Source organism: Streptomyces flavofungini (assembly GCF_014650815.1).
Classification (GTDB): Bacteria; Actinomycetota; Actinomycetes; order Streptomycetales; family Streptomycetaceae; genus Streptomyces; species Streptomyces flavofungini.
Window position 1 is genome coordinate 265,006 of the sequence record NZ_BMVR01000003.1, and the last position, 22,121, is coordinate 287,126.

The 22,121-nt window shown below is 72.0% G+C and carries 20 protein-coding genes; 15 read left to right on the plus strand and 5 right to left on the minus strand.

From position 1 onward, the window contains the following. Nucleotides 1-131: 131 nt before the first annotated feature. On the plus strand, nucleotides 132-686 hold the full coding sequence (locus tag IE274_RS08420; protein ID WP_190114987.1) for a GNAT family N-acetyltransferase: 555 nt from the start codon (nucleotides 132-134) through the stop codon (nucleotides 684-686). A gap of 36 nt (nucleotides 687-722) precedes the next feature. Here the strand turns inward: IE274_RS08420 and IE274_RS08425 are convergent, their stop codons facing one another. The 3 genes from IE274_RS08425 to IE274_RS08435 all read right to left on the minus strand — a co-directional run bounded on the left by IE274_RS08425 (nucleotide 723) and on the right by IE274_RS08435 (nucleotide 3,411). Further along, nucleotides 723-1,406, minus strand: a complete 684-nt coding sequence (locus IE274_RS08425; RefSeq protein ID WP_190114988.1) for a glycerophosphodiester phosphodiesterase — start codon at nucleotides 1,404-1,406, stop codon at nucleotides 723-725. A gap of 279 nt (nucleotides 1,407-1,685) precedes the next feature. Further along, the gene (locus IE274_RS08430; protein WP_190114989.1) at nucleotides 1,686-2,321 is read right to left on the minus strand and encodes a PadR family transcriptional regulator; all 636 of its coding nucleotides are present in this window, start codon (nucleotides 2,319-2,321) and stop codon (nucleotides 1,686-1,688) included. Between the two features lie 367 nt (nucleotides 2,322-2,688). Then, complete coding sequence (locus IE274_RS08435) at nucleotides 2,689-3,411, minus strand: lysophospholipid acyltransferase family protein (protein WP_190114990.1); 723 nt, start codon at nucleotides 3,409-3,411, stop codon at nucleotides 2,689-2,691. Between the two features lie 255 nt (nucleotides 3,412-3,666). Here IE274_RS08435 and IE274_RS08440 point away from each other — a divergent pair, with 255 nt between their 5' ends. From IE274_RS08440 to IE274_RS08475, 8 genes are all read left to right on the plus strand, one after another. Beyond that, nucleotides 3,667-4,803 (plus strand): LLM class flavin-dependent oxidoreductase, encoded by a 1,137-nt coding sequence (locus IE274_RS08440; protein ID WP_190114991.1) that lies wholly within the window; start codon nucleotides 3,667-3,669, stop codon nucleotides 4,801-4,803. Nucleotide 4,804: 1 nt separating this feature from the next. Then, nucleotides 4,805-5,965: an alpha/beta hydrolase gene (locus IE274_RS08445; RefSeq protein WP_229909377.1), complete on the plus strand. Its 1,161-nt coding sequence runs from the start codon at nucleotides 4,805-4,807 to the stop codon at nucleotides 5,963-5,965. Nucleotides 5,966-6,046: 81 nt separating this feature from the next. Then, nucleotides 6,047-7,450, plus strand: coding sequence for a DUF6421 family protein (locus tag IE274_RS08450; protein ID WP_190114992.1), 1,404 nt, complete (start codon nucleotides 6,047-6,049; stop codon nucleotides 7,448-7,450). A 26-nt stretch (nucleotides 7,451-7,476) separates the two neighbouring features. Beyond that, on the plus strand, nucleotides 7,477-8,217 hold the full coding sequence (locus IE274_RS08455) for an SDR family NAD(P)-dependent oxidoreductase (RefSeq protein WP_190114993.1): 741 nt from the start codon (nucleotides 7,477-7,479) through the stop codon (nucleotides 8,215-8,217). Beyond that, entirely contained in the window at nucleotides 8,214-9,284 is a 1,071-nt protein-coding gene (locus tag IE274_RS08460; protein ID WP_190114994.1) for a threonine aldolase family protein, read from the plus strand. The genes IE274_RS08455 and IE274_RS08460 overlap by 4 nt, the downstream gene beginning before the upstream one ends. 90 nt (nucleotides 9,285-9,374) lie before the next feature. Beyond that, nucleotides 9,375-9,974 (plus strand): transglutaminase domain-containing protein, encoded by a 600-nt coding sequence (locus IE274_RS08465; RefSeq protein ID WP_190114995.1) that lies wholly within the window; start codon nucleotides 9,375-9,377, stop codon nucleotides 9,972-9,974. 193 nt (nucleotides 9,975-10,167) lie between these two features. Continuing rightward, entirely contained in the window at nucleotides 10,168-12,411 is a 2,244-nt protein-coding gene (locus IE274_RS08470) for a glycosyl hydrolase family 95 catalytic domain-containing protein (protein WP_190114996.1), read from the plus strand. Between the two features lie 180 nt (nucleotides 12,412-12,591). Next, nucleotides 12,592-13,281, plus strand: coding sequence for a B3/B4 domain-containing protein (locus IE274_RS08475; protein ID WP_190114997.1), 690 nt, complete (start codon nucleotides 12,592-12,594; stop codon nucleotides 13,279-13,281). Nucleotides 13,282-13,320: 39 nt separating this feature from the next. On the opposite strand, the gene IE274_RS08480 is transcribed toward IE274_RS08475, so the two are convergent. Continuing rightward, on the minus strand, nucleotides 13,321-14,049 hold the full coding sequence (locus tag IE274_RS08480) for a lysophospholipid acyltransferase family protein (RefSeq protein ID WP_190114998.1): 729 nt from the start codon (nucleotides 14,047-14,049) through the stop codon (nucleotides 13,321-13,323). Between the two features lie 218 nt (nucleotides 14,050-14,267). Here IE274_RS08480 and IE274_RS08485 point away from each other — a divergent pair, with 218 nt between their 5' ends. The 4 genes from IE274_RS08485 to IE274_RS08500 all read left to right on the plus strand — a co-directional run bounded on the left by IE274_RS08485 (nucleotide 14,268) and on the right by IE274_RS08500 (nucleotide 17,415). Continuing rightward, nucleotides 14,268-14,657, plus strand: a complete 390-nt coding sequence (locus IE274_RS08485; protein WP_372447215.1) for a thioredoxin family protein — start codon at nucleotides 14,268-14,270, stop codon at nucleotides 14,655-14,657. A 207-nt stretch (nucleotides 14,658-14,864) separates the two neighbouring features. Further along, a complete protein-coding gene (locus IE274_RS08490; RefSeq protein ID WP_190115000.1) occupies nucleotides 14,865-15,371 on the plus strand; it encodes a flavin reductase family protein in 507 nt (168 codons plus the stop codon). Nucleotides 15,372-15,602: 231 nt separating this feature from the next. Beyond that, entirely contained in the window at nucleotides 15,603-16,391 is a 789-nt protein-coding gene (locus IE274_RS08495) for an electron transfer flavoprotein subunit beta/FixA family protein (protein WP_190115001.1), read from the plus strand. Between the two features lie 61 nt (nucleotides 16,392-16,452). Continuing rightward, on the plus strand, nucleotides 16,453-17,415 hold the full coding sequence (locus tag IE274_RS08500; protein WP_190115002.1) for an electron transfer flavoprotein subunit alpha/FixB family protein: 963 nt from the start codon (nucleotides 16,453-16,455) through the stop codon (nucleotides 17,413-17,415). A gap of 103 nt (nucleotides 17,416-17,518) precedes the next feature. On the opposite strand, the gene IE274_RS08505 is transcribed toward IE274_RS08500, so the two are convergent. Next, entirely contained in the window at nucleotides 17,519-18,421 is a 903-nt protein-coding gene (locus tag IE274_RS08505) for an endonuclease/exonuclease/phosphatase family protein (RefSeq protein ID WP_190115003.1), read from the minus strand. A gap of 287 nt (nucleotides 18,422-18,708) precedes the next feature. Between IE274_RS08505 and IE274_RS08510 the strand changes: the two genes are divergently transcribed. Beyond that, nucleotides 18,709-20,007 (plus strand): DUF6986 family protein, encoded by a 1,299-nt coding sequence (locus IE274_RS08510; protein WP_190115004.1) that lies wholly within the window; start codon nucleotides 18,709-18,711, stop codon nucleotides 20,005-20,007. Nucleotides 20,008-20,134: 127 nt separating this feature from the next. After that, entirely contained in the window at nucleotides 20,135-22,060 is a 1,926-nt protein-coding gene (locus IE274_RS08515; RefSeq protein WP_190115005.1) for a serine/threonine-protein kinase, read from the plus strand. Nucleotides 22,061-22,121 lie beyond the last annotated feature (61 nt).

Here is a 22,121-nt window from a genome sequence, read left to right on the forward strand (position 1 = left end):
GCGGGCCCCGGTGCCGGGTTACCCTCGGCGGTGCGCACGGTGGTGCGGGAGTGGCGCCGCCGGCGTACGGAAACCCGTCGCAGCCGGGGCCCGGCACGCGCCGTGGCTCCGGAGATCGGAGACACGCGCCCATGCACACCGCACCGCGCCCCAGCACCCACGGCGACCCGACGTTCCGGGACGCCACCGAGGACGACGTCGACGCGCTGGTCGCGCTCATCGAGTCGGCGTACCGAGGGGACGACAGCCGGGCCGGGTGGACCACGGAGGCGGACATCCTGGAGGGGCAGCGCACCGACCCCGAGGGTGTCGTCGCGGTGATCGCGAAGCCCGGCAGCAAGCTGCTCGCCGTCGAGATAGAGGGGCGCGTCATCGCCTGCTGCCAGCTCGAACACCGCGGTGAGCACGCCTACTTCGGGATGTTCGCCGTCAGCCCGGCCCTCCAGGGCGCGGGCCTCGGCAAGGTGATCATGGCGGAGGCGGAGCGGATCGCGCGCGAGGCGTGGGGCGCGCGTGAGATGCACATGACCGTGATCTCCGTACGCGACGAGCTCATCGCCTGGTACGAGCGGCGCGGCTACCGCCGTACGGGAAAGATGAGCCCCTTCCCGTACGGCGACGAGCGCTTCGGCGTCCCGCAGCGCGACGACCTGCAGTTCGAGCTGTTGGTGAAGGAGATCGGCTGAGCGGTGCCCCGGGGCGCGGGGCGGGCGTGCGGGCCGTCAGGCGGTGAAGCGGCCCGTGCGTTTGATCTCCGGGTAGTCCGTCGTCGCGCCGTCCAGCTGCAGCGCGCGCACCAGGCGCAGATCGTCCTGGGTGTTCACGACCCACCCGATGATCCGCAGGTCGGCCTTGCGCGCGCGCTCCACGACCTCCAGCGTCAGGCGCCGGATGTTCAGGACGAGGGTGGTGGCGCCCACCGCGGTGGCGCGCTCCACGACGTCCGTGCCGTAGCGGCTGGCCACGAGCGCCGTCCGCACGCCCGGGACCAGCCGGGCGATCTCCGCGATGGCCTCGTCGTGGAAGGAGAGCACCTCCACCCGGCCGGTCAGGTCGCGCGCGTGCATGACGTCGGCGAGCGCGCGGGCCGCCGCGACATCCTTGATCTCGGCCTGCAGCGGCGCCTTGACGGCGTCCAGGACCTCTTCGAAGACGGGGATGCGCTCGCCCTTGCCCGCGTCCAGCTCACGCAGTTCGGCCAGGGTCTGGTCGGCGATGGCGCCCCGGCCGTCGGTGGTGCGGCCCACGTCGGCGTCGTGCATGACGACGAGGGCGCCGTCCTTGCTGAGGTGCAGGTCGAGTTCGATGATGTCGAGGCCCGCGGCTTGGGCGGCGACGAACGAACGCAGGGTGTTCTCGGGTTCGACCCCCATGACACCGCGATGACCGATGGTGAGGAAGTTCAAGGTTCACTCGCTTCCGTCGACGGCGGCTCGGCTCCGCGCGGCTCGGCGGCTCATGACCACGCGGCAAGGCGCAGCCTAATGGCCCGCCTCCGCGATGGGACCGTCCCTGCGTGACGGAGTGGAGTCGTCCGGTCTGGTTCCGACGATCCCCAGGATGAGTCCGGTGATGAGGGCGGCGACAAGGACGGCGCGGGTGCTCAAGGGTTCGCGGCCTCTCTCGGGCGGAGTCGGCTGACCCGGCCCGTCCTACCGCCGCGGCGCCCTTGATCGCGAGCGGTCTCACCCGTGGGTGGGCGCGTCGCCCGGGCGTTGACCCGGGCCGTCGGCGGGCGGCCGCGGGAGGCCGTCGAGGTCGGCGAGCAGCGCCTCGGCCAGCTCCAGTTCGGCCTCCAGGTGGCGGGCGCTCCAGCGCAGCGCGATCTGCGGGTGCGCCCAGCCCTCGACGCCCCGGGCGTGCTCCAGGGCGTCGAGGACCTGCGTCAGCTCGTCCCGGGTGCGCTCGATGTGCTCGCCCACCAGGGCCCGCAGCCGGGCCGGTTCGGTGAGGTGGCCGAGCCAGACCCGCAGCAGCAGCGGATGCTTGAGCACCGGCGGCCCGGCGTCCTGCCCGCCCGCCGCCCAGGCCGCGAGCGCCGCCCGGCCCGCGTCCGTGATGGCGTACGCCCGACGCGTACGCGGCGCCTCCGGGCCCGAGCGGCGCGAGCTCGCGTACCCAAGGGCTTCCAGGCGGCGCAGCTCGGCGTAGATCTGGCTGACGGCCGGGGACCAGTAGAAGAAGCGCAACGAGGCGCTGGCCCACTTCTTCAGCTCGTAGCCGGTCCGCTCGCCCGGGAAGGACAGCAGGCCGAGCACGGCCCACGCGGTGGGCGGCAGCGGTGCGGGCGGGGGCGACGGGGTGGGGAGCGGGGCTGCCATGGGCGCATTGAAGTGAACGGGCCGGTGTGGGCGCAAGAGTCCGCTCGGGTGCGGGTGCGGGTGCGGGTGCGGGTGCGGCCGGGCGGCGGGGCTCGGCTGTAGGGTCCGCGATTCCGTGAGCACTGTCGGCGGATCATGAGCACTGTCCGAGCAAATCCACGGTTCGGTGAGCAATGGATCGCGTGACCTGCGGTCTCTTCGAAGCATGCGGCCGCGAAGTCCGCACTGGCCGGGCCGGATTGCTCATGATCCGCCGACGGATGCCGTCGTTGGCAGGGCTCACCGTCACCGACACCGCAGGTCAGGCGCTCGCGAGTGCTCACGAATCTGCGGACCCTACATCGGCGCGGCTGCGGGCCGCCGGGGTTCAGGGTGTCTGCGGGGCCGTCGCCGCGGGTGCGGCCAGGGCCTTCGTGCGCGCCTCCGCCTTCGCGTCCACGGCGTACTGGTCCACGTACTCCTGTCCGGAGAGCACCAGGATCGCGTACATGATCTCGTCCGTGACGGCCCGCAGGGCGGCGCGCTGGTCCTGCATGCCCGCGTAGCGGGAGAAGTCCAGCGGCTCGCCGAAGCGCAGCGTCAGCGGCACCAGGCTCGGCACCCTGCGGCCCGCGGGCTGCGCCTCGAACGTGCCGATCATCGCGCACGGCACCACGGGTGCGCCCGAGCGGAGCGCCATCGCCGCCACCCCCACCCTGCCCTTGTAGAGGCGGCCGTCGTGCGAACGCGTCCCCTCCGGGAAGATCCCGAGCAGCCCGCCCCCGCGCAGCACCGCGAGACCCGAGTCGACCCCCGCCTGCCCGGCCCCGTTACCCGACCGGTCCACCGGGATCGCCCCGATGCCCCGGAAGAACGTGGCGGCCAGGCGGCCCTTGAGCCCCTTCCCGGTGAAGTACTCCATCTTCGCGAGGAAGTTGATGCGCCGCTTCAGCGTCACCCCCAGCAGGAACTGGTCGCAGAACGACTGGTGGTTGCCCGCGACGATCGCCCCGCCCGCGGTGGGCACGTGCCCGAGCCCCTCGATCCGCGGCCGGAACGGCCACCGCAGCAGCGGGACCAGTACGACGCACTTGAAGAAGCGGTAGAACATGCCTGTGAGTCCCCTCCTCGGCTGCCCCCGCGTCGGGGAACGCTAGTGCGCGTGCGGGGTTTGAGGGAGAACGTGAAATCAGCCACACTTGGCGACGCATGTCAGCTATGTCTGGCGTGAGTTGACCCCTCGCCTCCTCCCGGGGCCGTACCCCTTGTCTCTTCAAGATCTGACGACTAGTCATATGACTGTTTGAAACATGCGCATGATCGAAACCCGTGAGGCGTCCCGGAGGCTCAACTCCCTGGAGGCAACGTGCAGTTCTCCGTCATCTTCGAAGCGCAACTCGCCGATCCGACCGTGGACCGTGAGCACCGGCTCATCCACGGCTGCGTCGAACAGGCCGTCCTGGCCGAGGAGATGGGGTTCGACCGCGTCTGGGCGGTCGAGCACCACTCGCTCAAGTGGTACGCGCACATGTCCGCCCCGGAGGTCTTCCTGACCTGGGTGGCCGCGCGCACCCGCACCATCCGCGTCGGGCACGGCGTCGTCTGCATGCCGTTCCGCTTCAACCACCCCGCGCGCGTGGCCGAGCGGGCCGCCATGCTCGACCTGCTCTCCGGCGGTCGGCTCGACCTGGGCGCGGGCCGCGGCGGCACGGCCCAGGAGACGTCACTGTGCGGGGTCGACCGGGACCGCACCACCCAAGAGGTCGAGGAGGCGCTCCGCATCGTCGCCGCGGCCTGGCAGCGGGACGAGCTGGAGCATCACGGCGAGCTGCTCGACATCGGCCCGCACCCGATCCTGCCGCGCCCCGCGCAGACCCCGCACCCGCCGCTGTTCCTCGCGTGCAGCAGGGCCGAGACTCTGGAGCGGGCGGCCCGGCTCGGCGTCGGCGCGCTGGTGATGGGCTTCGCGGGGCCCGAGTCGATCGCCGGGATGCGGCGCGTGTACGACGACGCCATCGCGGCGCGTACGCCCGACGACTTCGTGTCGAGCGTCGTCAACGACCACTTCGCCGTGCTCTGCCCGACCATCGTGCTCGACGACGGCGCGGCCGCCCGGCGTGTGGGCCTGCGCGGGCAGCGGTTCTTCGCGCAGTCCATCGCGCACTGGTACGGCGGCGCGGGGCTGCCCGACGAGGCGGTGGTCGACGGCATGGACGAGGCGGCCGCGCTGCGCACCGCGGGCGAGCAGGTCGTGGCGCGCCTGAACGAGCAGGACATCCCCGTACGCCCGGCCGCCACGGCCGTGTTCCACGCCGACCACGCCTACGGCACCGCGGCCGACGCCATCGCCCATGTGGAGCGGCTGCGGGCGGCCGGGGCGGACGAGGTGATGTGCCTGATCCAGATGGGCACGGTGCCGCAGGAGGCGTGCCTGGAGACGCTGCGGCAGTGGGGCAAGACGGTGATCCCGCACTTTCGACCCCGACACAGGGAGGTGGCCTGAGATGGCTTCCGACGCGGCACGTTCCGGTTCGGCCGGTTCTGGCGGAGCGCCGGACCCGGGCTCGGTGGGCTCCAGTGGGGCAGGCTCTGGCGAGGCGCCCCTCGGCGGGGCCGCCGTCGAGCCGCCCCCGTCCGGACCCACCCCCCTGGACCCCGAGGCCCGCCCCCTGGTAGCCGCGCTCACCGCGTTCTTCCCCGACATCGGCGGCACCGTGACCGACGCCGCCGAGGCGCGCCGCATCCTGGCCGCCGCGCCCGCGCCGCCGTTCCCGCCGCCCCAGGTCGGCGCGGTGTCCGACCGGCTCATCCCGGGGCCGCCCGGGGCGCCGGACCTCCACGTACGGTGCTACCTGCCCGCTCGGACGCCCGCGCGGGGCGCGACCGGGGCGGCACCCGAGCCCCGCCCCACCGTCGTCTTCTTCCACGGCGGCGGCTGGTCCCTGTGCAGCGTGGACACCCATGACGCGACCGCGCGCGGACTGTGCCGTGCGGCGGGTGCCGCCGTGGTCTCCGTGGACTACCGGCTCGCCCCGGAGGACCCGTTCCCGGCGGCCGTCGACGACGCGTACGCCGCCGTCCTGTGGGCCGCCGCGCACCGGGGCGAACTCGGCGGCGAGGGCGGCCCGTTGGTGGTCGCGGGGGACAGCTCCGGTGGGAACCTCGCGGCCGTGTCCGCACTCACCGCGCGCGACCAGGACGGTCCGCCGCTGGCCCTGCAGGTGCTCATCTATCCGTCGCTGGACGGCCGTGACCGCAGCGGCTCGGACGACTCCACGGAGTACGGCAGCAGCTTCCTCACCGTCGTCCACGGCCGCTGGTTCCGCGAGCAGTACCTGGGCGCGTACCTGCGCGCGGGCGGCGACCCGACCGACGCGCGCGTCTCCCCGCTCCTCGCCCCCGACCTCACCGGGCTGCCGCCCGCCGTCGTGGTCACCGCGGGCCATGACCCTCTGTGCGCGGAGGGCAGGGCCTACGCGGCGCGGCTGAGAGACGCCGCGGTGCCCGTCACCGAGGGGCACTTCCCGGCCATGTTCCACGGATTCTTCGGCTTCCCCGCCCTCCTCGCGGACGCCCGCGCCGCACAGGAAACAGTGAGAGAAGCGATTGTCTCGACGGTGGGAGGCAGGAAAAACAGCGGCAAGGCAGGGGGTAGGGCAGGATAATTTCCCGGATCCCCTCTTGAAACGGAGAACCCCGCACGCATACGGTGTCCATACGCGAGGTTCTCCCGTGGAGGATGGGTTATGACGGAAATTCTTGTGCACACGGCAGTGGAGGGTGGCGACGCCATCCGTGCCGGACACGTGGTGGATCACCCGGCCTGGCCGGAACTCAAGAGTGCCGTCGAAGAGATCAGGCTCTGGCAGTCCAAGGACGGGTCCATCGACTTCGAGCGCGAGGGCGCCCCGGCCCGGGGCGACGCGGCGGCGGCGGTCGACCGCGTCATATCCGGCGTCGAGGCGCTCAGTCCGCTGCTCCCGCACGACGAGGCGTACCACGAAGCACTGGTGAGGGACCTGCGCCGCTGGGCCGACGGCGGCTTCGCGGTGCCGGACTTCCTGGACTCGCTGCTCGCCTTCCACCCCGCGGCCCGCCGCGAGGACGGCCTGCAGCACCTCGTGGTCTTCCCGATGTACACGCAGAACGGCAACCCGGACCGCAATTTCGAAGCGGTCGTCCTGCGCATGGTGTGGCCCGAGTGGCTCGCCGAGCTGGAGCGCACGCGCTACGACAACCCGCTGTTCTGCGGCATCACCTTCGAGGACTTCACCGCCGGGTACGACACCAACTCGGCCGTCCTCTTCCCCGAGACGATCGCCGTGCGCGAGGCCCCCGAGCGCTTCACCTGGGGCGGCATCTTCTGCGACCGCGAGGCGGCCCGCTTCCGCCGCGTCACCGAGTCCGCCGTGGACATCCTCGGCATCTCGCTGCCCGCCGACGTCCGCGCGATGCTCGACGACCAGGACCGCTGCCAGGAGGCCTTCGTCCTGTGGGACATGGTCCACGACCGCACCCACAGCCACGGCGACCTGCCGTTCGACCCGTTCATGATCAAGCAGCGGCAGCCGTTCTGGATGTACGGCCTGGAGGAGCTGCGGTGCGACCTCACTGCCTTCAAGGAGGCCGTGAAGCTCGAGGCCGACGGCGTGGCGCAGGCCCGCGACGTGCAGTACGCGGTGCTCTTCGACCGGATGTTCCGCTTTCCGGTCACCGGTGAGCGCGTGCGCAACTACGACGGCCTGGGCGGCCAGCTGCTCTTCGCCTACCTGCACAAGCACGACGTGGTCCGCTGGACCGACAACAAGCTGAAGATCGACTGGGACCGCGCACCCCAGGTCACCAACCAGCTCTGCGCGGAGATCGAGAAGCTCTACCGGGACGGCATCGACCGCCCCAAGCTCGTCCACTGGTTCGCCGGGTACGAACTGGTCTCGACCTATCTGTCCCCGCACCCGGGCTCGCGCTGGGCCAAGGGCCCCGACGCCCTGGACACCTCGCTGCCGCCGCGCAAACTGGTCGACGAGGTGCTTCCGGACGAGTTTCCGCTCAGCATGTTCTATGAGGCGCTCTCCAAGAAGCTCAAGGCAGTGATCGCCTCCACCCAGGGGATCACCGCGGGCTCGGGAGCCGGGAAGGTCGCCGCGTGAGCGACCGCAGCAAGGAGGCGAGGACCATGTCCGCACTGGACGGAGCCGTAGTCGCGGTGGCCGGGGCCGCGGGCCCCGCGGGCCGGGCCGCACTGCTCAGGCTCGCGGAGGCCGGGGCCACGGTCGTCGCCTCCGACGCCGACGCCGCCCGCCTCGCGGAGGCCGTGGACGCCGCGCGGTACGCGCACGGCGGGGCCACGGTCACGGGCGACACCGTCGACCTGCTCGACCTGGAGGCGGCCCGCGCCTGGGCCGACCGCACCGAGAAGGAGTTCGGCCGCATCGACGGCCTGGTGCACCTCGTCGGCGGCTGGCGCGGCAGCGCGTCCTTCGCCGAGACCGACCTGGCCGACTGGGACGTCCTGGAAAACCTCCTGATCCGCACCGTCCAGCACACCTCGCTCGCCTTCCAGGAGGGCCTGCAGCGCAGCGGCAACGGCCGCTATCTGCTGATCAGCGCCGCGGGCGCCTCGAAGCCGACCGCGGGCAACGCGGCGTACGCGTCCGCCAAGGCCGCCGCCGAGGCCTGGACGCTCGCCCTCGGCGACGCCTTCCGCAAGGCCGGGGGCGACGAGGGACCGCGCGCGGCGGCTGCCATCCTGGTGGTCAAGGCGCTGGTGCACGACGCGATGCGGGCGGAGCGGCCGAGCGCGAAGTTCGCGGGCTTCACCGACGTCAAGGAGCTGGCCGAGGCCATCGCCGGAGTCTGGGAGCGGCCCGCCGAGGAAGTGAACGGAAACCGTCTGTGGCTGACCGAGAAGCCGTGAACCCACCCAAGACCGACGCACGCCGGCACCACGACCCCGACGTCCGCGGCTTCGCGAGCGACAACTACGCCGGTACGCACCCCGAGGTGCTCGCGGCCCTCGCCCTGGCCAACGGCGGCCACCAGATCTCCTACGGCGAGGACGAGTACACCGAGCACCTCCAGCAGGTCATCCGGGGCCACTTCGGCGCGAGCGCGGAGGCCTTCCCGGTCTTCAACGGCACCGGTGCGAACGTCGTCGCGCTGCAGGCGGTCACCGACCGCTGGGGTGCGGTGATCTGCGCCGAGAGCGCGCACATCAACGTCGACGAGGGCGGTGCCCCCGAGAAGGTCGCGGGCATCAAGCTGCTCACCGTGCCGACGCCCGACGGCAAGCTCACCCCCGAGCTGATCGACCGGCAGGCGTTCGGCTGGGAGGACGAGCACCGCGCGATGCCGCAGGTCGTCTCGCTCGCCCAGAACACCGAACTGGGCACCGTCTACACCCCGGACGAGATCCGCGCCATCGTCGAGCACGCCCACGGCCTCGGCATGCGGGTGCACCTCGACGGCGCGCGGATAGCCAACGCCGCCGCGTCCCTGAACGTCCCGATGCGGACGTTCACGAACGCGGTCGGCATCGACATCCTCTCGTTCGGCGGCACCAAGAACGGCGCGCTGTTCGGCGAGGCCGTGGTCGTCCTGAACCAGGACGCCGTGCGGCACATGAAGCACCTGCGCAAGCTGTCCATGCAGCTCGCCTCCAAGATGCGGTTCGTGTCCGTGCAGTTGGAGGCGCTGCTCGCCAAGGACCTGTGGCTGCGCAACGCCCGGCACGCCAACGAGATGGCGCAGCGCCTGGCCGAGGGCGTCCGCGCGGTGCACGGTGTGGAGATCCTCTATCCCGTCCAGGCCAACGCCGTCTTCGCGCGCCTGCCGCACGACGTCAGCGAACGCCTGCAGAAGCGCTTCCGGTTCTACTTCTGGGACGAGGCGGCCGGTGACGTCCGCTGGATGTGCTCCTTCGACACGACCGAGGACGACGTGGACGCGTTCGTGGCGGCGCTGAAGGAAGAGATGGCCCGTTAGGCGTATCGCCTGAGCGCAAGAGCGCATAAGTATGCGGCCGATCGAAAAGTCATTGACTGTCGATCGGCCGCTTTCTTATGCTCACCGCTCATGGAGCTGATCCAGAACACCTCAGATCTCTCGGCCTATCTGGTCGCGGACGAAGCCATCGACCATACGCATCCCGTGGTGCGGGACACGGCGGCCCGCCTGGCCAAGGGTGCCACCGATTCATACGTATACGCCCGCGCCGCCTTCGAGTTCGTCCGCGACACCGTCCCGCACTCCGCGGACTCCGGCGATCCGCGGGTCACTTGGCGCGCCTCCGACGTCCTGGAGCAGGGCACGGGCATCTGTCACGCCAAGGCCCACGCGCTCGCCGCGCTGCTGCGGGCCGAGGGCATCCCCACGGCGCTCTGCTACCAGCGGCTCCTGCACGACGACGGCAGCGGGTTCGTCCTGCACGGCCTCGTCGCCGTCCGCTTCGACGGTTCCTGGCACCGGCAGGACCCCCGCGGCAACAAGCCGGGCGTGGACGCGCGGTTCTCCCTCGGCTCCGAGCGGCTGGCGTTCCCCGTGGACGGCGCGGCCGGTGAAGTCGACTACCCGACGCTGTTCGCCGCGCCGCATCCCGTGATCCTCGACGTCCTCAAGAAGGCGCCGGACCGGCCCCGGCTGTGGGCGACGCTGCCCGAGGAGCTACCCGCGTAGCAAGATACATCGGACGTCAAGGGGGCGCAGATCTCGGTTCTGCGCCCTCAAGTCATCCCCGAGAGAAGCGAGATGGCAAGTCATCGGATCTATTCCTGTCCGATTCCTTGACGTGCCCACGGCCCGCCCCGGATGCTGCCAGCGGCGTGTCCCCACTCGCCCTGGCCGCACTCCCGTTGGAAAGGTCGACGCCATGACCCCGATCTCGCGGCGCGCGTTCGTCGCAGGCACCTCCGGAGCGCTGGTGGCGGCAGGCTCGCCCGTCGCCTGGGGCAGACCCTCCGCCGCCGCCCCGGACGACGTGCACGGCGGGCTGCTTCGCGACGCCGCGATGGTGTGGCGACGACTGCCGACCGGCTGGCAGGAGGGCCCGTTCCTCGGCAACGGCTTCCTCGCCGCCCATCTGTACGCCGAGCCCGGCGAGGGCAACGTCCTGCGCATCATGATCAACCACTCGCACGTGCAGGACCAGCGCGGCCAGTGGGAGGCCGCGATCGGCTACTCCCGGCTCGGCGTCGGCTACCTCACCCTCACCCTCGCGGGCACGATCACCGGTGTCGACTGGCGGCTCGATCTCGACAACGCCGAACTGACCGGCACCATCACCACGGCCCGTGGCAGTGTGCGGTTCACCGCCCTGATCCTCAGTCAGGAAGACGTCCTGCTGGTGTCGTTGGAGCCGAGCGCGGGCGAGGAGACGGCCGCCTGGGGCTTCACCGCGCTGCCCTCGCACACCACCCGCACCACCCGCGTCCCGCCCGACTACACCGCGAACCCCGACCCCACCACCGGCCCCGGCGTCGTCGAGCAGCCCCTGCACGCGGGCGGCGGCTACACCACCGCCTGGCGCGAGACGCGCTCCGGCACCCGACGGCTGCTCGCGGCCACGATCGCCTACGGACACCCCCGGTCGACGGGCCGCGAGGAGGCCGTACGCACCGTGGCGCGCGCCCTCGACGGCTCGCCCGCGCAGGCCATCGCCCGCCACCGCGACTGGTGGCGGGCCTTCTACCGGCGCAGCTTCGTGTCCGTACCCGACAAGAAGGTGCAGCGCTTCTACTGGATCCAGCTCTACAAACTGGCGTGCGCCACCCGCAGCCACGGGCCCGTCACCCCCGTCTTCGGGCCCTGGTTCCCGGAGACCGGCAACAACTGGACCAGCATCTGGTGGAACACCAACGTCCAGGTGACGTATCCCCTCGCCAACGGCTCCAACCACCGCGAACTCGACGCCGTCACACCGACGTTCGCCAAGCACCACGAGAACCTGGAGTCCAACATCGCGGCGAAGCTGCGCGACGGCGAGACCTACGCCCTGTGCCACCCCGGCGACTGGAAGCTGCGCTCGGGCCCGCGCTACGTCGGCATCCCCGGCGAAAGCCCCAACGACCACACCGGCAACCTCACGTGGGCCCTGCACAACGCCTGGGTCACCTACCGCCACCACATGGACGACGACGTCCTGCGCCACGTCATCCGCCCCGTCCTCACCAAGGCCGTCAACTACTACGCCCGCCACCTCACCGAAGGCGCCGACGGCCGCCTCCACCTGCCCGAGACCCGCTCGCCGGAGTACGCCAACGCCTCCGACTGCACGTACGACCTCTCGCTGCTGCGCTGGGGCGTGACCACCCTGCTCGACTCCGTGCGGCGGCTGCGCGCGAGCGACCCGCACGAGAAGCAGTGGCGTGACATCCGCGACCGGCTCGTCCCGTACCACCGGAACGAGAACGGCATCATGATCGGCGACGGCGTCCCGCTCGCCGAATCCCACCGCCACTACTCGCACCTGCTGTGGCTCTACCCGCTCCAGGAGAAGCTGGACCGGCGCACCTTCGACCACTGGACGAGCCGCCAGGACCGCTGGCACGGCTACAGCTACGCGGCCGCCGCCTCCATGGAGACCCTCTTCGGCAAGCCCGAGGAGGCGCTCGGCCACCTGCGGTTCTTCCTGGACGGCAACGTCACCGACAAGTGCGCGATGACGCCCAACACCATGTACCGCGAGGGCTCCAACTTCGCCCTGGAGAGCCCGATCAGCGCCGGGCAGTCACTGCTCGACATGCTCACGCAGAGCCACGGGGGAGTGCTGAAGGTCTTCCCCGCCGTGTCCCGGACCTGGTCGGACGCGAGCCTGCAAGGCGTGCGGACGCAGGGCGCGTTCCTCGTCGACGCCTCGCGGCGCGGCGGGCGCACCGAGTGGATCAGGGTGGCGAGCGAGGCCGGGGAGCCGCTGCGGCTGCGGCACGGGATCACCGGCGCCGTCGACGTGCGCGACGAGCGCGGGCGGCCGCTGCCGTACACGGGACGGGACGTCATCAGCGTGCCGCTGCGGCGCGGACAGGCCGCGGTGGTCACACCCAAGGGGTCCAGGCCGTCGCTGCGCCCGCGCGATGTGCGGGCGAACGGGACGGAGCCCGCCTGGGGGCTGCCGTAGGGGTGCGTGGCGCACGGGTGGGGTCGGGAGGGCGCGGCGCGTGAGGTGAGGCCGGGACGGTAGCGCAAGGGGTGAGCTCGGGAGGCCGGTGCGTGGGCTGAAGCCGGGAAAGTTCAGTGCGATGCACTCGATGGTGCTCTATGCTGTACTTCCGTCGATTCCCGCGAACCAAGGCAGGCCATGACGTTCACCCTCACCGTGTCCGACGAGGTGCGCACGCTCGCGCCCGGCTTCACCCACGTCGCCATCGAGGCGTACGACCTCGTCAACGGCCCCAGCACCGACGACACATCGGCCCTGCTCGACGACGCCGCCCGCCGTCTGGCCGCGCGCCTCGACGGCCGCGCCCCGCACGAGGACCCGCACATGGTGGCCTGGCGCGCCGCGTACACGGCCTTCGGCGCCAAGCCCTCGCGCACCCGCAACTCCGCCGAGGCGCTGGCCAAGCGGGCGCTCGCGGACGGGGGCCTGCCGCGGATCAATGCACTCGTCGACGTCTACAACGCGATCAGCGTGGCCCATCTGATCCCCGTCGGGGGCGAGGACCTGGACCACATCAAGGGCGGCATGCGACTCGTACGGGCCACCGGGGGCGAGGACTTCGTCACCATGGCGGCGGGCGAGCGCGCCGTCGAGTACCCGGAGCCGGGCGAGGTCGTCTGGTGCGACGAGGAGGGCGTCACCTGCCGTCGCTGGAACTGGCGGCAGGGCCCTCGCACCCGCCTCACGGAGGAGAGCGTGAACGCGATCTTCCTGCTGGAGGGCATGGGGCCGGACGCGGGCCTCGAAGCGGCGGGCGCCGAACTCGCGGAGCTCCTGGAGAAGGCCAGCCCGGGGGCCCGGATCACCGTCCACGAGCCGGTGGGGTAGTCGGCTCGGCCGGGGCGGTGGCTCAGCCGGGGCGGTGGCTCAGCCGGCCTCGGCGGCGCGGACCTCGGCGGGCGTCGGGGCCGTGCCGCCGAGGTGCGCCGGCATCCACCAGGTGTCCTCCGGGCCCTTGGGGCGCACGGGGTAGGCGCGCTGCGCGGCTTCGAGGAGCTCCTGGCAGGCATCGCGCAGACGGCGTGTGATCGCGCCTGCGTACTGGTCCTTGGGGGCCTCGATGCCCTCGCCGACACGGATCGTGACCGGGATGCCCTGCCGCTTGAAGTTGCGCGGGTGCCCCTTCGTCCACAGCCGCTGCGTGCCCCACAGCGCCATCGGGATCAGCGGGACCCCGGCCTCCTGCGCCATGCGTGCGGCGCCCGACTTGAAGGACTTCAGCGTGAACGACTGGGAGATCGTCGCCTCGGGGAAGACGCCGATGATCTCTCCGGAGCGCAGCGAGTCCAGGGCGTGGGCGTAGGCCGTCTCGCCCTGCTTGCGGTCCACCGGGATGTGCTTCATGCCGCGCATCAGCGGACCCGAGATCTTGTGGCGGAACACCGACTCCTTCGCCATGAAGCGCACCAGGCGCTTCTGGGGCAGGGCCGCCAGGCCGTCGAAGATGAAGTCCAGATAGCTGATGTGGTTGCTGACCAGCACCGCCCCGCCCGAGCGCGGAATGTTCTCGGACCCCTTGCAGTCGATCTTCAGGTCGAGCGCCTTGAAGAAGGTCTTGGCGGCGCCGATGACCGGTCGGTAGACGAGTTCTGCCATGGCTGGGGAGGGCCCTTCGTCTCTGCCAGAGGAGGGGGCCTTTGGCAGGAAGCTAAGTTACGGATCCGTAGGGTCTACGGCTCCGCCAGATCGTGCCCCAAGAACGAGCGGCTGGCCAGCCATGGTGCCCGTATCGCGGGAGATTCTCGTCACGTCGGAATCTTTCGGCCCGCGCGCGTGCTGTAGCCATGGACGTATGTCGTGCCCCGGTGGGGCGGATGCATGCCCCCGGTGGGGGTGGGAAAGGCGGGGCGCGCGTGACAGGGGTGCGCGGAGGAGGGGCCGAAGGGCCGCTCGGCGTGGGGGAACTCGGTGCGCGGCAGCTCGGCGTGGAGCTGGGCGAGAGAGCCACGCTCGTGCAGTTCTCCAGCGCGTTCTGCCAGCCGTGCCGGGCTACCCGCAGGGTCCTCGCCGACGTCGCCGCCATGGTCCCGGGCGTCGCCCACGTGGAGATCGACGCGGAGGCCGCCCTCGATCTCGTCCGCGCACTGCGCATCGACAAGACGCCCACCGTGCTCGTCCTCGATGCCGGCGGGCAGGTGGTGCGGCGCGCCGCGGGACAGCCGCGCAAGGCCGATGTGATCGCGGCTTTGGGGGCGGCGATATGAGTGGTATGCCGAAATCCGTGGGACTTTCACATCCCGGAACGGGCTTGACTGCACCCGCCACCTATCGTCAGCCTGCTGCCATGCCCCCGGAGCTCCTTCTCTACGAGCGTGTCCACGTGGACCTCGCGCGCCATGCCAGTGCGCGCTGTTGGTCCCGCTGAGCAGCCACGGACCCGCTCGTACCTCTCGGCAGAAGGACACAACTCCATGACGGCCACGCCCGACCTCTCCGCCCCCCGGCTCGCGACGCCCGACCTGCTGCGCTCCGCCTTCCGCCGGCACGCGGCCGGAGTCGCCGTGATCACCGCCCGGGACACGGACCCCGTCGGCTTCACCGCCACCTCGCTCACCTCGGTCTCCGCCGAACCCCCGATGATCTCCTTCGGCATCGGCACCGGCGCCTCCAGCTGGCCCGCGATATCCCGGGCCGAGCACGTCGGCGTCCACATCCTCGGCGAGCACCAGCAGGAACTCGCCGCCACTTTCGCGCGCAGCGGCGCCGACCGCTTCGGCGCGCCCACGCGCTGGTTCGACGGGCCCGGGGGGGTGCCGGTGCTCGACGGCGTGCTCGCCTGGATGGTGTGCCGGATCGTGGCGCGGGTGCCCGCCGGGGACCACCGGGTGGTCCTGGCCGAGGCCGTCGCCGGGGACCCCGCGGGGGCGGGCCGTCCGCTGCTGTACCACCGGGGGCGCTTCAACGCGCTGCGTGACTGAGAGTTCCCGTTGACGCGGGGTGCGCGTGATTACGGAGCGTTGCGAAGGTCACAGTTCAAAGCGCTTGCTCAGGGGGAAAGTACTGGGTGTACTCATGAGTAATATTCCGGTTGGAGCGGGGGCCGCCCCAACCGGGACCCGCCGCTTCGGGCGCCTATGCTGCCTGCAAGAAGGCAGTGGCCCGCAGCCGAGGCAGCAGCCCAGTAATGACGATGCAGTAGGAGAGCCGGCGTGAGCTTGAGGATCGTTGTCTGTGTGAAGTACGTGCCCGACGCCACCGGCGACCGGCACTTCGCCGAGGACCTGACCGTCGACCGCGACGACGTGGACGGCCTCCTCTCGGAACTCGACGAGTACGCGGTCGAGCAGGCCCTGCAGATCAAGGAAGCGGCGGACGACGACGCCGAGATCACGGTCCTCACCGTCGGCCCCGAGGACGCCAAGGACGCGCTCCGCAAGGCTCTCTCGATGGGCGCCGACAAGGCCGTCCACGTCGAGGACGACGACCTGCACGGCACCGACGTCATGGGCACCTCGCTGGTCCTGGCCAAGGCAGTCGAGGAGACGGGCTACGACCTCGTCATCGCCGGTATGGCCTCCACCGACGGCACCATGGGCGTGCTGCCCGCGATCCTCGCCGAGCGCCTGGGCGTGCCGCAGGTGACGCTGCTCTCCGAGGTCTCCGTCGCGGACGGCGTCGTCAAGGGCCGCCGTGACGGCGACACCGCCTCCGAGCAGCTCGAGGCGTCCCTGCCGGCCGTCGTGTCCGTGACGGACCAGTCGGGCGAGGCCCGCTATCCGTCCTTCAAGGGCATCATGGCCGCCAAGAAGAAGCCGGTGCAGTCGCTCGACCTGGACGACCTGGACATCGACGCCGAGACCGTCGGCCTCGAAGGCGCCTGGACGAAGGTCGACTCCGCCGCCGAGCGTCCCGCGCGCACCGCGGGCACGATCGTCAAGGACGAGGGCGAGGGCGGCAAGCAGCTCGCTGAGTTCCTCGCGGGCCAGAAGTTCATCTGAGCTGAGCTTCAGTCACCCCTCACATCCCCACTTCTTCGTAATCGCAGGAGATTGAAGTCCCATGGCTGAAGTTCTCGTCTATGTCGACCACGTCGACGGCGCCGTCCGCAAGCCCACCCTGGAGCTGCTCACGCTGGCCCGCCGCATCGGCGAGCCCGTCGCCGTCGCGCTCGGCTCCGGCGCCGAGGCCACCGCCGCCACGCTCGCCGAGCACGGCGCGGTGAAGGTCCTCACCGCCGACGCCCCCGAGTTCACCGACTACCTCGTGGTGCCGAAGGTGGACGCGCTCCAGGCCGCCTACGACGCCGTGTCCCCGGCCGCCGTCCTGGTGCCGTCCTCCGCCGAGGGCAAGGAGATCGCGGCCCGCCTCGCGGTCCGCATCGAGTCCGGCATCATCACCGACGCCATCGACCTGGAGGCCGGCGACGAGGGTCCGGTGGCCACGCAGTCCGTGTTCGCGGCCGCGTTCACCACCAAGTCCCGCATCTCCAAGGGCACCCCGGTCATCACCGTGAAGCCCAACTCGGCGCCGGTCGAGGCCGCCCCGGCCGCGGGCGCGGTCGAGGCCCTGACCGTGTCCTTCTCCGCCCAGGCCACCGGCACCAAGGTCACCGCGCGCACCCCGCGCGAGTCCACGGGCCGCCCCGAGCTGACCGAGGCCGCGATCGTCGTCTCGGGTGGCCGCGGGGTCAACGGCGCCGAGAACTTCGCGATCATCGAGGCGCTCGCCGACTCGCTCGGTGCCGCCGTCGGCGCGTCCCGCGCCGCCGTCGACGCCGGTTGGTACCCGCACTCCAACCAGGTCGGCCAGACCGGCAAGTCCGTGTCGCCGCAGCTGTACATCGCCTCCGGCATCTCCGGCGCGATCCAGCACCGCGCCGGCATGCAGACCTCGAAGACCATCGTGGCCATCAACAAGGACGCCGAGGCCCCGATCTTCGACCTGGTCGACTACGGCGTGGTGGGCGACCTCTTCGAGGTCGTCCCGCAGCTCACCGACGAGGTCAAGTCCCGCAAGGGCTGAGCCCGTCGGGTCGTGGGGAGCGCCGGGTCGTCGGCCCTCCCGGCGCCCCGCGACCTCTCGGGGCCCCCGAATCCGCCGCGCGCGGAGCCGGGGGCCTCGCGCGTCACAGCGTGAGGCTCGCCTGCACCGGCAGGTGGTCGCTCGGGAACTGCCCGCCGACCGAGAACGTGTTGATGGCCGCCGCGTGCACCCGGGTGCCCGGCTTCACCAGGATCCAGTCGATGCGGTCGCCGTCCGGCACGAGCGGCTTGTAGCCGTGGAACGTCGCGTACTGCTTGCTGCGCTCGTCCGCCGCGTCCCAGGTGTCGACGAGCCCGGCGTTCAGCAGCGTGTCGTACACCGGGTTCTTGTGGGCCGCGACGTTGAAGTCGCCGGTGACGATCAGGGGCAGCGACCGGTCGAGGGCCGTGACGCGGTCGGCGATCAGGTGCGCGGCGCGGGTGCGGGCGTACTGGCTGGCGTTGTCCAGATGGGTGTTGAGGACGTACAGCTCGCCGTCGGTGCGCCGGTCCAGGAAGCGGACCCAGGTCACCATGCGGATCGAGCCGCCGCCCCAGGTGTTGGAGCCGATCACGTCCGGGGTGTCCGAGAGCCAGAAGTGGTCGTAGCCGACGGGCAGCAGCCTGCGGGTGTCGTAGAAGACCGTCATGAACTCGTCGCGGCTGCCGCCCGCGCGGCCCGTGCCGAGCCACGCGTAGTGCGGCCCCAGGTCCCGCGCGATGTCCTGGACCTGCTGGTAGAGCCCTTCCTGGGTGCCCACGACGTGCGGGCGGGCGCGCCGCAGCAGTTCCCGCATGACGGGGCGGCGGTCGGCCCAGGTGTTCGGCGGGTTGGTGCCCGCGTAGCGCAGGTTGAACGACATCACCTCCAGGCGGCGGCCCGGGCGCTCCACCGCGCGGGCGGGCGCGGCGGCCAGGGCGGTGGCGAGCAGCGGGACCGTGACGGCGGCCGCCGCGGCCGCCGTCCGCAGGCCGGAGCGGCGGGTCACTCGGGTGTCGGTCGGCACGCGTTCTCCTTCAGTCGGTCGTGGTCGGTGCGGGTGTCGCGGTCGGGCCACGGTCAGCGTGGGGTGCGCCCACGGGAGTGTGGAAGCACCATCTGAGACACGCGTGAACACGCGGGGACCACCACACGAGAAGGTGTTGACCAGCGGGAAGGTGCACGGATAACTTCAACATACGGATTATTGATTCCGTCAGACGGAAATGTCGGCGGCGGCTCGTGGGTCCGGGCCGCCGTGGGTGTGAGTCACTGAGAACCGGTGTGGGTCACTGAACAGTGGAGGGTGCACGGATGGGTCAGCAGGAGAAGGTGTCCACGAGCCTCGCGGGCGCCGTCAGCGAAGGCATCAGCGCCTCGCTCGCGCCGATCGACGCGGAGCTCGAACGCCGCTACCCGGGAGACCCCGGCACCCGCCAGCCCGTGCACACCGTGTACGTACCCGGCGAGGCCTTCGCCGCCCACACCATCCGCGACTGGGGCGACCGCGCGCTCGCCGCCCTCGACGAGCACGCCCCCGACGCCGCGTCCTTCGCCGCCGTACTCGGCCTCGCCGACGAGCTCGCGGAGCCCGTCTACGCGCGCGTGCGCGCCAAGCTGGAGCGCGAGCCCGTCGAGGACCTGCGCGTCGACTTCGAAGACGGCTACGGCGGGCGCACCGACGCCGACGAGGACACCCACGCCGCCCGCGCGGCCCGCCTGATCGCCGAGGCGTACGCCGGCGGCACCGCCGCTCCGTACATGGGCATCCGCATGAAGTGCATGGAAGCGGCGGTACGCGACCGGGGCATCCGCACCCTCGACATCTTCCTGTCCGGCCTCATGGAGGCGGGCGGGCTGCCCGACGGGCTCGTCCTGACCCTGCCCAAGGTGACCTACCCCGAGCAGGTCACCGCGATGGTGCGGCTCCTGGAGGAGTTCGAGAAGGCCCGCGGCCTCGCCCCCGGCCGGATCGGCTTCGAGATCCAGATCGAGACCAGCCAGTCCATCCTCGGCGCCGACGGCACCGCCGCCGTCGCCCGCATGATCGACGCCGCCGAGGGCCGCGCCACCGGCCTGCACTACGGCACCTTCGACTACAGCGCCTGCCTCGGCGTCTCCGCCGCCTACCAGGCCAGCGACCACCCGGCCGCCGACCACGCCAAGGCCGTCATGCAGGTCGCCGCCGCGGGCACCGGCGTGCGCGTGTCCGACGGCTCCACGAACGTGCTGCCCGTCGGCCCCACGGCGAAGGTCCACGACGCCTGGCGGCTGCACTACGGCCTCACCCGGCGCGCCCTCGCCCGCGCCTACTACCAGGGCTGGGACATGCACCCCGGCCACATCCCCACGCGGTACGCCGCCGTCTTCGCCTTCTACCGCGAGGGCTTCGCGCAGGCCGCCGCCCGCCTCGCCGCCTACGCCAACCACACCGGCGGCGACATCGCGGACGAGCCCGCCACCGCCAAGGCGCTCGCCGGGTACCTGCTGCGCGGCCTGGACTGCGGGGCGCTCGACACCGCCGAGGTCACCCGGCTCACCGGCCTGACGCTCGCGGGGCTCCAGGTGTACGCGGGGCCGCGCCGGGGGGATCTGACGCCGTCGGCGAAGTGAGGCGGCGCGGGCGTCCCGCAGGCATCGCGAGACGTTCCGCACCGGCTGTCACTTCTGCCCCGTACTCTGTACGCCACACAGCGCATCAGCACGAGTGCGGCGCAGGGATCACAGGGACGGGGCAGCGGTGTCTTCGGGGGAACAGGAACACACGGACGGGATCGGCCGCCTCCTCGCCGGGCGGTATCGCGTCCTCGCGCAGCTCGGGCGCGGCGGCATGGGCGTCGTGTGGCGCGCCCTCGACGAGGTGCTGCACCGCGAGGTCGCGGTCAAGGAACTGCGCACCTACACCGACACCGCCGGGCCCGAACTGGCCGACCTGCGCCTTCGGATGCAGCGCGAGGCCCGCGCGGCGGCCCGCGTGCGCCACCCCGGAGTCGTCGCCGTGCACGACGTCACGGAGGTCGACGGGCGGCCGCTGATCGTCATGGAGCTGGTCGACGGCCCGTCCCTGGACGACGTCCTGCGCGACCGGGGCACGCTCGACCCGCGCGAGGCCGCGACCATCGGCGCCAAGGTCATGGCCGCGCTCGCCGCCGCCCACCAGGCCGGTGTCCTGCACCGCGACGTGAAGCCCGGCAACATCCTCCTCGGCACCGGCGGCCGCGTCGTCCTCACCGACTTCGGCATCGCCACCATGGAGGACCCCGGCGACGGCTCCGCCACCCACCTCACCCGCAGCGGCGAACTCGTCGGCTCCCTGGACTACTTGGCGCCCGAGCGGGCCCAGGGCCAGGAGCCCGGACCCGCCTCCGACGTCTGGGCGCTCGGCGCCACGCTGTACGCGGCCGTCGAGGGCGCCTCGCCGTTCCGCCGCACGTCCACGTGGTCCACGCTCACCGCGATCGTCGTCGAGCCCCTGCCCGTACCACTGCGCGCGGGGACGCTCATGCCGGTGCTGCGGCTGCTCATGGACAAGGACCCGCAGGCGCGTCCGGACGCCGAGGGGGCGCAGCGGCTGCTGGAGCAGGTGGGGGCGGGGGAGTCGATTTCGGCGGGGGCGCCGGGTGCGGGGGCGGTCGGTGGGGTTGTGGGCGCTGCCGGGGCCGCCGGGGCTGTGGGGGCCACCGGCCCCCTCGGGTCCACCACGCCTCCTGGGTACGCGGAGTCGTCGTCCCAGAGCGTCGGGGGCGGGGAACGCGAACCCACGGTGCGCCATGTGCCGACCACGCCGCCGCCCGGGTTCGGGCCGCCGCCCGGGGCGGCTGGCGTGCCCGCGGGGCACGGTGCGCCGGGGGCGCCCGCCGGGCCCGCGGGCCACGGCGCGCCCGGTGCGGCGCCCGCCGGATCCATACCCACGCCCGCTCCCGAGCCCTCCGGCCGACGTGCCGCGCGGGCGGGCCGACCCCGCAAGGGCAAGGCCCTGCTCGCCGCCGCGGCCGTGGCGGTCGTCCTCGCGGCGACCGGCGTGACCGTGGCGGTGCTGTCCGGCGGGGACGGCAAGAAGGACCAGGCGCAGGACGCACGGGACGCGCAGGAGGCCGGAAGCACCGCCGAGCCGGAATCGGACGGGAGCCGGGGCGCCCTGGACCCGGACGGCAAGAAGCCCTCGAAGCGGGGCGACAAGAAGCCGCAGGCCTCCAAGGACGCCGACCGCCCGGACAAGGCGGGCACGGACGACGGCGACGGCAAGGACGGCAAGCAGCGCGACGACTCGTCGGACGACTCCGGGTCCGACTCCGGCGACAAGCCCGACGCACGCCCCAAGGAGTCGACCAAGCCGCCCAAGAGCGGCACGTCCGGCGGTTCCTCCGGAGGCGACGACGAGGAGCCCGCGTGCCACCCCGCGGGCGGCGGCAAGTACGACTGCTCGGTGTGGCAGACCGCGAAGTCGTACACGGCGGCCGGCGCCGAGGCGGGCGTGCTCAACGCGGGCACCAACTACTTCTACTGCCAGCAGAACCTCGGCCGCCGCGAGACGCACGGCCAGTGGACCAACGTCTGGTGGGCGAAGACGGACGACGACAGCGGCAACAGGAACGTGTTCGTGAGCGACGTGTACATCCGGGGCGGCGACAACGACAAGCCGCTCCCGGGCCTGCCGACCTGCTGACCCCCGGACGGCTCCGCCGCCGAGGGCGTCCCAAGCACACCGGGCACACCGGGCACAATCC

Coding starts and splice junctions, on each gene's coding strand:
- IE274_RS08420 (WP_190114987.1), top strand. CDS start 132: ATGCACACCGCACCGCGCCCCAGCACCCACGGCGACCCGACGTTCCGG.
- IE274_RS08430 (WP_190114989.1), bottom strand. CDS start 2,321: ATGGCAGCCCCGCTCCCCACCCCGTCGCCCCCGCCCGCACCGCTGCCG.
- IE274_RS08435 (WP_190114990.1), bottom strand. CDS start 3,411: ATGTTCTACCGCTTCTTCAAGTGCGTCGTACTGGTCCCGCTGCTGCGG.
- IE274_RS08445 (WP_229909377.1), top strand. CDS start 4,805: ATGGCTTCCGACGCGGCACGTTCCGGTTCGGCCGGTTCTGGCGGAGCG.
- IE274_RS08450 (WP_190114992.1), top strand. CDS start 6,047: ATGACGGAAATTCTTGTGCACACGGCAGTGGAGGGTGGCGACGCCATC.
- IE274_RS08455 (WP_190114993.1), top strand. CDS start 7,477: ATGTCCGCACTGGACGGAGCCGTAGTCGCGGTGGCCGGGGCCGCGGGC.
- IE274_RS08465 (WP_190114995.1), top strand. CDS start 9,375: ATGGAGCTGATCCAGAACACCTCAGATCTCTCGGCCTATCTGGTCGCG.
- IE274_RS08470 (WP_190114996.1), top strand. CDS start 10,168: ATGACCCCGATCTCGCGGCGCGCGTTCGTCGCAGGCACCTCCGGAGCG.
- IE274_RS08475 (WP_190114997.1), top strand. CDS start 12,592: ATGACGTTCACCCTCACCGTGTCCGACGAGGTGCGCACGCTCGCGCCC.
- IE274_RS08480 (WP_190114998.1), bottom strand. CDS start 14,049: ATGGCAGAACTCGTCTACCGACCGGTCATCGGCGCCGCCAAGACCTTC.
- IE274_RS08485 (WP_372447215.1), top strand. CDS start 14,268: ATGCATGCCCCCGGTGGGGGTGGGAAAGGCGGGGCGCGCGTGACAGGG.
- IE274_RS08490 (WP_190115000.1), top strand. CDS start 14,865: ATGACGGCCACGCCCGACCTCTCCGCCCCCCGGCTCGCGACGCCCGAC.
- IE274_RS08500 (WP_190115002.1), top strand. CDS start 16,453: ATGGCTGAAGTTCTCGTCTATGTCGACCACGTCGACGGCGCCGTCCGC.
- IE274_RS08510 (WP_190115004.1), top strand. CDS start 18,709: ATGGGTCAGCAGGAGAAGGTGTCCACGAGCCTCGCGGGCGCCGTCAGC.